This is a genomic window from Streptosporangium sp. NPDC006013 (genome assembly GCF_040614275.1).
GTDB lineage: Bacteria > Actinomycetota > Actinomycetes > Streptosporangiales > Streptosporangiaceae > Streptosporangium.
In genome coordinates, this window is record NZ_JBEXUE010000436.1 from 1 (window position 1) to 8,389 (window position 8,389).

10 protein-coding genes and 1 pseudogene are annotated in these 8,389 nt (G+C 69.5%); 5 read left to right on the top strand and 6 right to left on the bottom strand.

What is annotated here, in order from left to right; all coding sequences use genetic code 11:
* Positions 1-972: LysR family transcriptional regulator (locus ABZ260_RS40530; protein ID WP_355628250.1), on the top strand; the 972-nt coding region annotated here is incomplete at its 5' end.
* 366 nt (positions 973-1,338) lie between these two features.
* Positions 1,339-1,689: pseudogene (locus tag ABZ260_RS40535) on the top strand (serine/threonine-protein kinase); the annotation flags it as partial.
* Between the two features lie 282 nt (positions 1,690-1,971).
* Here the strand turns inward: ABZ260_RS40535 and ABZ260_RS40540 are convergent.
* A complete protein-coding gene (locus ABZ260_RS40540; protein WP_355628253.1) occupies positions 1,972-2,871 on the bottom strand; it encodes a LysR substrate-binding domain-containing protein in 900 nt (299 codons plus the stop codon).
* 71 nt (positions 2,872-2,942) lie between these two features.
* Here ABZ260_RS40540 and ABZ260_RS40545 point away from each other — a divergent pair, with 71 nt between their 5' ends.
* The gene (locus ABZ260_RS40545; protein WP_355628255.1) at positions 2,943-3,833 is read left to right on the top strand and encodes a dihydrodipicolinate synthase family protein; all 891 of its coding nucleotides are present in this window, start codon (positions 2,943-2,945) and stop codon (positions 3,831-3,833) included.
* A gap of 176 nt (positions 3,834-4,009) precedes the next feature.
* On the opposite strand, the gene ABZ260_RS40550 is transcribed toward ABZ260_RS40545, so the two are convergent.
* Positions 4,010-4,885 carry a GNAT family N-acetyltransferase gene (locus tag ABZ260_RS40550; RefSeq protein WP_355628258.1) on the bottom strand — a complete coding sequence of 292 codons (876 nt, stop codon included), beginning with the start codon at positions 4,883-4,885 and terminating at the stop codon, positions 4,010-4,012.
* 161 nt (positions 4,886-5,046) lie between these two features.
* On the opposite strand from ABZ260_RS40550, the gene ABZ260_RS40555 reads away from it, so the two are divergent.
* Positions 5,047-5,190: a hypothetical protein gene (locus ABZ260_RS40555; protein WP_355628261.1), complete on the top strand. Its 144-nt coding sequence runs from the start codon at positions 5,047-5,049 to the stop codon at positions 5,188-5,190.
* Between the two features lie 175 nt (positions 5,191-5,365).
* On the opposite strand, the gene ABZ260_RS40560 is transcribed toward ABZ260_RS40555, so the two are convergent.
* From ABZ260_RS40560 to ABZ260_RS40570, 3 genes are read right to left on the bottom strand one after another with little or no spacing between them, the layout of a single operon-like run.
* Positions 5,366-5,779, bottom strand: a complete 414-nt coding sequence (locus ABZ260_RS40560) for a spore-associated protein A (protein ID WP_355563681.1) — start codon at positions 5,777-5,779, stop codon at positions 5,366-5,368.
* A gap of 41 nt (positions 5,780-5,820) precedes the next feature.
* Positions 5,821-6,234, bottom strand: a complete 414-nt coding sequence (locus tag ABZ260_RS40565) for a spore-associated protein A (protein ID WP_355628264.1) — start codon at positions 6,232-6,234, stop codon at positions 5,821-5,823.
* Between the two features lie 25 nt (positions 6,235-6,259).
* Positions 6,260-6,670 carry a spore-associated protein A gene (locus ABZ260_RS40570; RefSeq protein WP_355563675.1) on the bottom strand — a complete coding sequence of 137 codons (411 nt, stop codon included), beginning with the start codon at positions 6,668-6,670 and terminating at the stop codon, positions 6,260-6,262.
* Positions 6,671-7,096: 426 nt separating this feature from the next.
* Between ABZ260_RS40570 and ABZ260_RS40575 the strand changes: the two genes are divergently transcribed.
* Entirely contained in the window at positions 7,097-8,083 is a 987-nt protein-coding gene (locus tag ABZ260_RS40575) for a helix-turn-helix domain-containing protein (protein ID WP_355628266.1), read from the top strand.
* Here the strand turns inward: ABZ260_RS40575 and ABZ260_RS40580 are convergent.
* A partial coding sequence (locus tag ABZ260_RS40580; RefSeq protein WP_355628269.1) for an isocitrate lyase/phosphoenolpyruvate mutase family protein occupies positions 8,043-8,389 on the bottom strand: 347 nt, incomplete at its 5' end. The genes ABZ260_RS40575 and ABZ260_RS40580 overlap by 41 nt on opposite strands.

The following is an 8,389-nucleotide window of genomic DNA, read 5'->3' on the forward strand; positions in this document are numbered from 1 at the left end:
CTTCACCCCGAGGATCAGCTGCGGCTTCTCGCGTTGATCGAGCGGCACGGCTCCCTGACGGCGGCGGCTCACGCACTCCAACTCACGCCCGCGGCGGTCACCCAGCAGGTGGCCAAGGCCGAGCGCGACTGGCAGGTGCCCCTGGTCATCCGTGGTCCTCGCGGAGCAACGCTCACCGCGGCCGGTGCGCTGCTCGCCTCCCACGGTCGAACTGTGGAGGAGGCAACGGACAGGGCCGAGGCGGAACTGGCCGCACTGCTCGGCCACCTCTCGCTCCGTCTGCGGATCGGGACGTTCCAGGCGGCTGCCCTGCACCTGCTGCCACCGGCCCTGACGACTCTGCGACACCGCCATCCGGACGCCGACGTCTCCGTCATAGACGTGGTGTCCGGACGCGGAGCGAACGAGATCAGCGCGGGGCGCCTGGACGTGGCCATCGTCGCGTCCTGGGGCACGCCGCTCGCGCTGCCCCCACACGTACGGGCCCACTCGCTCCTGCTGGACCCGATGGTCGTGGTTCTCCCCGATGACCATCCACTGGCCACCGGGCAGCCCACGGACACCGAACTTCACCTGGAACAACTGCGCGACGAATCGTGGGTTTCCATCCTGGCCGGCCATGCCGCCCGCGAACAGTTCAACGACGCTGCCCGCGAGGCCGGCTTCACTCCCACCGCGCGGTTCGAGACCGAGTCCTACGACGTCGCCCAGGCCCTCGTCGGCACAGGCATCGCAGTGGCCCTGGTCTCGCGCCTGGCCCTGACCCATGCGCCTGGCACCACCCATCGCGAACTGGCCCACCCCAGGCCCTACCGCCAGCTCTACGCCGTGACCAAAACCGACGCTAGCCTCACACCACTCGCAGACATGCTCATCGATCTCCTACGTGATGTCGCCCGCGACATCACCGCCACCTGGGAGGCTCCCCTGCAAGAAAAACAACGCTCATCGAACTCACCGCACGGAGCCTGAAAGCCCCCGGTTCTGAATCGACACCGCTTGGTCCGGAGCGGCCGGCCCTGCTCCGACCGACCATCGACGCCAGCAGCTGGCTCGGCGTCGGCCCCGCCGTAGCCGGAGCCCCGGGGTGGTCGAAGCCACGGCAGCCGGCCCGGCTGAGCGCAAGGCGCACCGGGTGTACGCCGCCCGCGTCGCAGCCGTCCAGGCAACCCGACTGCATGGATCATGACCTGCAGAAACCCTCGGCGAGACGCATTCGAACGGAAAGTCACGGCAAGCCGCTCAACTCTGCTCTGCTAACGGGACTTTTCGTTCGGATGCCCGTCATGCCCCGTCCACGATCGGATCACCGGCGAGAACGGGCATCCCTGGATCGTCATGGAGCTGGTGCACGGCCGGTCCCTGACCGACCTGCTGCGGGCCGAGGGGCCGCTGCCGCCCGCCCGGGTCGTCCACATCGGATCGCAGATGGTGTCCGCGCTGCGTGCGGCACATCAGGCGGGCATCACCCACCGGGACATCAAACCCGCCAACGTACTGTTGGAAGGCGATCGCATCGTCCTGACCGACTTCGGGATCGCGGCCGTCGACGGCGAGGCGGCCTTGACCCATTCGGGTGTGCTGATGGGGACACCCGCCTTCATGGCTCCCGAGCAAGTGCGGGGTCTCGCGGCCACCGCCGCTTCCGATCTGTGGTCGTTGGGCGCGACCCTGTACACCGCCGTGGAAGGCCGCCCCCCGTTCGGCGGTGCGAGTCCCGGGGAAGTCTTCGTCGCCATCGTGACGGAGGACCCCGCCCCGGCCGTGCACGCCGGTCCTCTCGAAGCGTCATCCCGGTCGTCACATACCGCCTGCCCAAGCTCTCCGACGCACGGATGTTCTTCGTCCCGGATGGTCGTCTTCTCTTTGAGATCAAGGTCGGCTGACAGGCTGGGCGGCAGCCGCATCGCCTGCCGACGTCGAGCCGGTGGCGGAAAACGACATGTGACAGCCAGGACGGACCCGGTGTGTTCAGCGGCTGAGGAAGTCGCTGGTGGAGGCGCGGATCGCGGATACGAACGCGGCTATGGCCGGGTGGGTGGCGGCGCCTTGCCGGTAGGCGATGTGGGTTCGTCTGCGGATGGACAGCGGAATGAGGCGGACGCCGGGGGGTGGCTGCGCGGCGGCCAGCTGCGGTACCAGCGAGACGCCTTGCTCGGCCGCGACCAGTGCGAGCACGGCGGCGAAGTCGTCGGCGTGGTGACGCGCCCGGGGCGTGAAGCCCGCGCTGCGGCAGACGTGCAGCGTAACGGTGTGGCAGAGGGTGCCGGGGCTGGCCATGATCCAGGCGGCGTCTCGCACGTCTCGTACTCGTAGCGGCCCGGTGCCCTCGGCTGCGGTGCCGGGCACGGCGAGGAACACCGTCTCGTCCAGCAGCGGTACCGCGTCCAAAACGGGATCCGGCTCGACCGGCACGACGTCGTAGTCGTGCAGCAGCCCGACGTCGAGTCGCCGCTCGCGCAGGGCGTCCGGCACCGTGACCGGGTCCAGTTCGGTCACGGTCAGCTCTAGCTCGGGGTGCCGGCGCCCCAGTGCGACCAGCGCCGCCGGGAGGAACGTACGAACCGCGGTCGGGAAGGCGCCGATGCGCAGTGGGCCGGACAGTCCGGTGGCCAGCGCGGCCAGCGCGGCCGTCGTCTGTTCCAGCGCGGTGAGGACCGTCTCGGCGTGCTGTACGAGAATCCGGCCGGCCGTGGTGAAGGTGACCCGCCGGCCGGTGCGTTCCAGCAGTGGTACGCCCGCTTCTCGTTCCAATGCGGACAGCTGCTGGGAGACCGCCGAGGGTGTGTAGGTGTGCGCTTGCGCGACGGCGGCGATCGTGCCGAGGCGGGAAAGGTCGCACAGCAGGCGTAGGCGGCGCACATCGAGCATCAGCTCAGCTTACGGATCTGTTCAGGAATGTGAACTGGACCTTACTGGTTTACCTGCCGGATGCTGAGACCATGACGCTTACCGGTGTGTACGTACCGCTGATCACCCCGTTCGACGCCGCCGGTGCAGTGGCCCTCACCGCGCTGGAAGCCCTGGCGCACGAGGTGCTGGACGCCGGCGCGTCGGGCGTCGTGGCGCTGGGCACCACCGCGGAACCGACGTCGTTGACCGCCGCGGAGCAGCGTGGCGTCGTCGATGTGATCGCTCGGGTGTGCCGTGAGCGCTCGGCCCGGCTTGTCGTCGGCGCCGGCACGGTGGAGGCGGTGAAGGCATTGCGTGGGCGCTCAGAGGTGGTCGCCGCGCTCAGTGTGGTGCCGCCGTTCCTGCGGCCCGGCGAGGCGGGGATCGTCGCGCACTTCGCGGCTCTGGCCGTGGCCAGCCCTGTCCCGCTCGTCGTCTACCACGTCCCGTACCGGACCGGGCAGCACCTGTCCGCCGATGCCGTCCGGCGGCTGGCCGATCTTGCCGGTGTGGCCGGCATCAAGTACGCCGTCGGTGGAATCGACGCCGACGCCATCGAGCTGCTGGCAGACCCGCCGACCGGCTTCGCGGTGCTGGGCGGCGACGACGCCTTCATCTCGCCTCTGCTGGCCCTTGGCGCACACGGCGGCATTCTGGCCTCGGCGCACTTCGCCACGGCACGATTCGTCGAGCTGGTCGACGCATGGCACGCCGGCGCCACCATTCGGGCCAGGACGCTCGGTCACCACCTCGCCGCCATGTCGAGCGCGATGTTCGCCGAGCCCAACCCCACCGTCATCAAGGCGGTCCTGCACGCACAGGGGCGTATCCCGACCGCCGCGGTACGGCTGCCACTCCTGCCGGCCGGTTCCGGCAGCGTGCGGGCGGCGTTACGGCACGTTGACGCCGAGCGTGGGATGCTCGCCGACACACGGGGCTGACAACCGCCAAGGCCCCTCGTGCACGAGCGGGCCCGCACCGGGGACGGGCACGCCGGCGCCGTCCACGAGCTGACCGGACCGTGCTCCCTGCCCCGTACCGAGCATGCGAACGCCTTCCGTGCCACTGCTTGACGGACACGGACCCACACAGATCCAGCCGGATCCGAGGTCGCCTCTCAGGCCGCCGGTCGCCCGACATAGGTATGGGTGCGGGTGTACGCGGTGAAGCCCATGGACTCGTAGAGCCGTTTGGGGACGGGGTAGCCGTCGTCTCCACGGGAGTAGACGATGGCACGGTGGCCGCCGGCGTCGGAGAAGGCGTGCATTACCGCGGTGCAGACGGCGCGGGCCAGGCCGAGGCGGCGGTGGCCGGGATGTGTGCCGACCGGTTCGAACGCGCCGACCCCGTTGACCTCGTCATACCAGCCCTGGCAGTAGGCGACGACGTCACCGCCGGGAGACACCGCGACGAGATCCAGTTCGGGGCGATAAGGCCAGGTCTCCCGCATCCGGGCATGGCGTTCGGTGGTGATCCGGGTCGATCCGAAGGCGGCGCGGTGCGCCGACGCCCGGCCGGCCACGTCGGCGTGGTCGCGCTGAGCTCGGATCGTGTAGCCGTCCGGCAGGCGGGGCGTGTCCTGCCCGCCGATGAGCGGACGGTCGAGGCACACCATGAACGGGCCGTCGACGACAGGGGTGTAGCGGCGTCGCTCCAGTGCCGTGACCAGGTGCGGCTCGGTTTCGGCGACCTCGACGCTCAGCGGGCCGCGGGCCGTTCGCTCGGCCCAGGCGAGCACCTCGTCGGCCAGTTCCGGGTGGTCCGGGTCGACCTGCAGCATCAGGCTGTCAGGTGACTCCAGCCAGCCCCAGGCCAGCGTCCGCTCTCCTTGCGTCCAGACCGCCGTCGGGCACTGCGCGGCCCGGTCAAGAGACAGGCACCAGTTCCAGGTGAGGTCGCCGATGTGCCGGTATCCGGTCGCCGGGAAACTTCGGGCGGCCAGGTCCTGCATGGCGCGTAGCGCCGTGGGATCGGTGTACTCACGGCGTCGCATGGCCGCCATGCTGCTCGATCGGCCTTTGATCGGGCAACGGAATTATCCGGCGCTTCACAGTCTCTCCTCCTGGCCGACCTGGTGGCCGTGGCGGTCATCGGTGCGCACCCGAGGCCGCCGAGGTCCTTGACCGGCTGCTCGGCTCCGCCGACCGCGCCCAGGTGCTGGCCCGCCTGGAAGCCGGGGCTCACGCGCAGACGCAACGGTACGGACAACTGCTGGCGACCGTCAGGGGGGAGCCCGTGCCGCCCTCCTACGCCGACGACTTCGCCTGGCTGGCGGCCGCCCTGCGCGCCCACCCCTGAGGACGCCGGTCCTCCGCCAAGGCCGCCCTGCCTCACCGGCGAAAGTGAACGAGATCCTCCGGGCGACGGCGACCACGCGGCGCGGTCACCGCCGCCCCGGCCATCTACGACGACCTGCCCGCCCTGTCGACCCGTGGCCGGCCTGGAGGGGCAAGAGGGCTGTCGCGGACGGCTGTCAGCCGCAGTTCGTTGCCCGCTTGCCGCCCTCGGTGCCACTGATGCGGCCCATCCAGTCCACGCACCTGCCCGCCGCTGACAGGTAGATCGGGCCCGCGTAGCTGGTGAAGTAGTCGCCTTCGTAGACGTCCCAGTGGTTTCCGGCCGGGCTGACCGACAGGCCGGCCTCGATGAGCACGGCCGAACCGGCGGTGTTCCGCTTGGCGACCACGCAGTTTCTGCCGGTGGAGGAGCTGTAGGTCAAGAACACGGTCCCCTTGCTGCCGATCGCCGCGGAGTTGACGACGGTGTAGCCGGAGCCGCACTCGCCCCCGTAGGTCGCCGCGGCCGCGGGTGATGCGGTGGCGAGCGCGCCGGTGAGTGCGGTGACGACGAGAGCGGCAGCGGTGATGGTCTTCTTGACGGGCGTCATTGTTCTCCTTTTTCCCGGTTCTTTGACGTTCTTCGTTCGGATCAGCCGCAGTTGGTGCCGTAGCGGAACTGGGTGGCCGTGCCGATGGTGCCGCCCCAGTCGACGCATGCGCCCGCCGCCGACACGTAGACGGGGCCGGCGTAGGTGGTGTAGTTGCCGCTGTCCTTGGTCCAGGTGGAAGCCGAGGATCGCCTGAGGTAGGCCTCCATCAGCGTGGCGGCTCCGGGGGTCGTCCGCACGGTGACGACGCAGTTTCTGCCGGTGGAGGAGTTGTAGGTCAGAAACACCGTTCCCCGGCTGTCGGGGAGGTTGAACTGGTTGACGACGCCGTATCCGCTGCCGCACTGCCCTCCGTAGGCGGCGGCGGAGGCGGGGGCGGCCGTGGCGATCGTCCCGGTGACGACAGCCAGGGCGGCGCCGGTGATCAGCGCGGTCTTCGACAGCAGTCTCTTCATGAAGTCATCTCCGGATTCTGCGGGGTCAGCCGCAGTTGGTGTCCTCGCCGCCGGCGTAGGTGCCGCTGATGGCCCCGCCCCAGGTGACGCACGAGCCCTTGGCGTAGCGGTACACGGGCCCGGCGTAGGTGGTGTAGTTGCCCTCGTCCACGGCTCCCCAGGCGGGGTCGGACTGGCGTGCGATGCCCGCGAACATCGAGACGGCCGTGCCGGGGGTGTTGCGGATCGTCACGACGCAGTTGTTGCCGTTGGCGGAGTTGTAGGTCAGGAAGACGGTGCCCTTGCCGGTGATGGTCCGCTGGTTGACGACGCTGTATCCGCTGCCGCACTGCCCGCCGTAGGTGGCGGCGGAGGCGGGGGCGGCGGTCGCCAGTGTGCCCGCGGTCATCGCGATCGCGGCCAGTCCGGTTGCGGCGATCTTCGTGAAGGTTCGCATCCTCGCCCTTTCTCTGCGCTACGGATCCCGCTGTGAGATCCACATCAAAGACGGTAGGTCGTGCCCGGTAGGTCATGAAGGGGACCGGGCACTGTTTCGGCGCACACCGAAAAGCACTGGTAACGGCGCGGATCAAGAGCTTTGTTGATCTTCGTGCCTCCCTGGCGATCGACATCACGCTCGCACCTCGGCATACTGCTGGCGTGAGTCAGAAAACATGACGCTCGATGTTCGACCGTTCGCCGTCACGCCGGATGACTGATTTTTCGCCTGTTGATAGCTGATGTCAGACCACCCGGTGTAGCCCGGACGCGGGTGGGCGCGGAACGAGAACGGATTCGGAAAGTTCGCCTCGACGGACCTCACGGGCGATCAGGTGAGCCGCTCCGCGCGTGGGTTCCGGGGGAGAGCGAGACAGGACACGGGATGCTGCGCATCCACTTTTCCCCTCAGGACTGGGAGCGGCTCCGTGTCGTCTCCAAGCCTGACCCCCTGTGGGAGATCGTGCTCAGCCTGTACATGCTGGGGGCGGCGTCCGACGAACTCGTCTTCGGGCAGTGGAGACAGAAGGTGCTGTCCCGGATGGCGCCGCAGACCAGGATGTTGCTGGATGTCGTACCACCGGAGGGCTATTCGCCGGATTTCCTCAGCCCTCTGGTGGGAGGGGAGAATCCCGAAGACGGCATCGCCGCGGTGCTGGACACCCCCCGCTGGCGCATCGTCGAGGACCTCGACCTGCGATTCGGCGACGGTCGGCGTCCATCCTGGACGGTCGCGCTGGCCCGGAAGGACAGCGTGGCCGTACGCGCGCTGGGCAGGTCGATGCGTACCTACTTCGACATGGCACTGCAGCCGTACTGGGGCTACATCTCGCAGGTCGCCGAGCGCAGCGCGACATCGATCGGCGACGCGGCCCAGGGGCCGGTGGCCCCGATCCTGCGGCTTCGAGATCAGCGGTCGGTCCGCAGGGCCCCTCGCACCACCGTGGTGGTCGCCTACGGAAACGACCAGGAACTGGACCTGCGGGGCCGTGGCCTGGTGCTGGTGCCCGCGTTCTTCTGCGCGGTCAACCCGGTGACCTTCCACGACCCCTCCCTGCCGCCGGTGCTCCTGTATCCGGTCGGCCACAAGCCGATGTCGTTCCTGACCCGGGCCGCCCAGGGAACGGGGCCGACCGAGGAGGTGCTGAGGCGGCTGTTCGGCCGTACGCGCGCCCTGGTGCTGCGAACACTGCGAGACAGCGTCCGTACCACAGGTGAGATCGCACGGACCCTCGACATCTCGCCGGCCTCGGCGAGCGAGCACGCCTCGCTCCTGCGCGCCGCCGGTCTCGTGGCCAGCGAGCGGTGCGGCAACACCGTCAAGCACCGGCTTACGCCTCTTGGACTGGAGTTCCTTTACCAGGCTGTCTGACATCCAGCCGGTAGCGGTGCAGTGCCTCGACCTGCTCGTAGGACGGGACGCCGGCGGTGACCGGTTCACCACCGGCCACGCCCAGCGCCGTGGTGACGGCCGCGTGCAGCGCCGCCCGAAACAGCAGCGACCCGTAGCTGATCCGGGCCACGCCCAGATCGGCCAGCCGTCGTACCGGCACGCCGGGCCGGACGAGCACGTTCAACGGCACCCCGATCCCCGCCACCAGCGCCTCGATGTCGTGCTCGGTGCTCGCGCCCGGCACGAACACCCCGTCGGCGCCCGCCTCGGCGTAGGCGCGGGCCC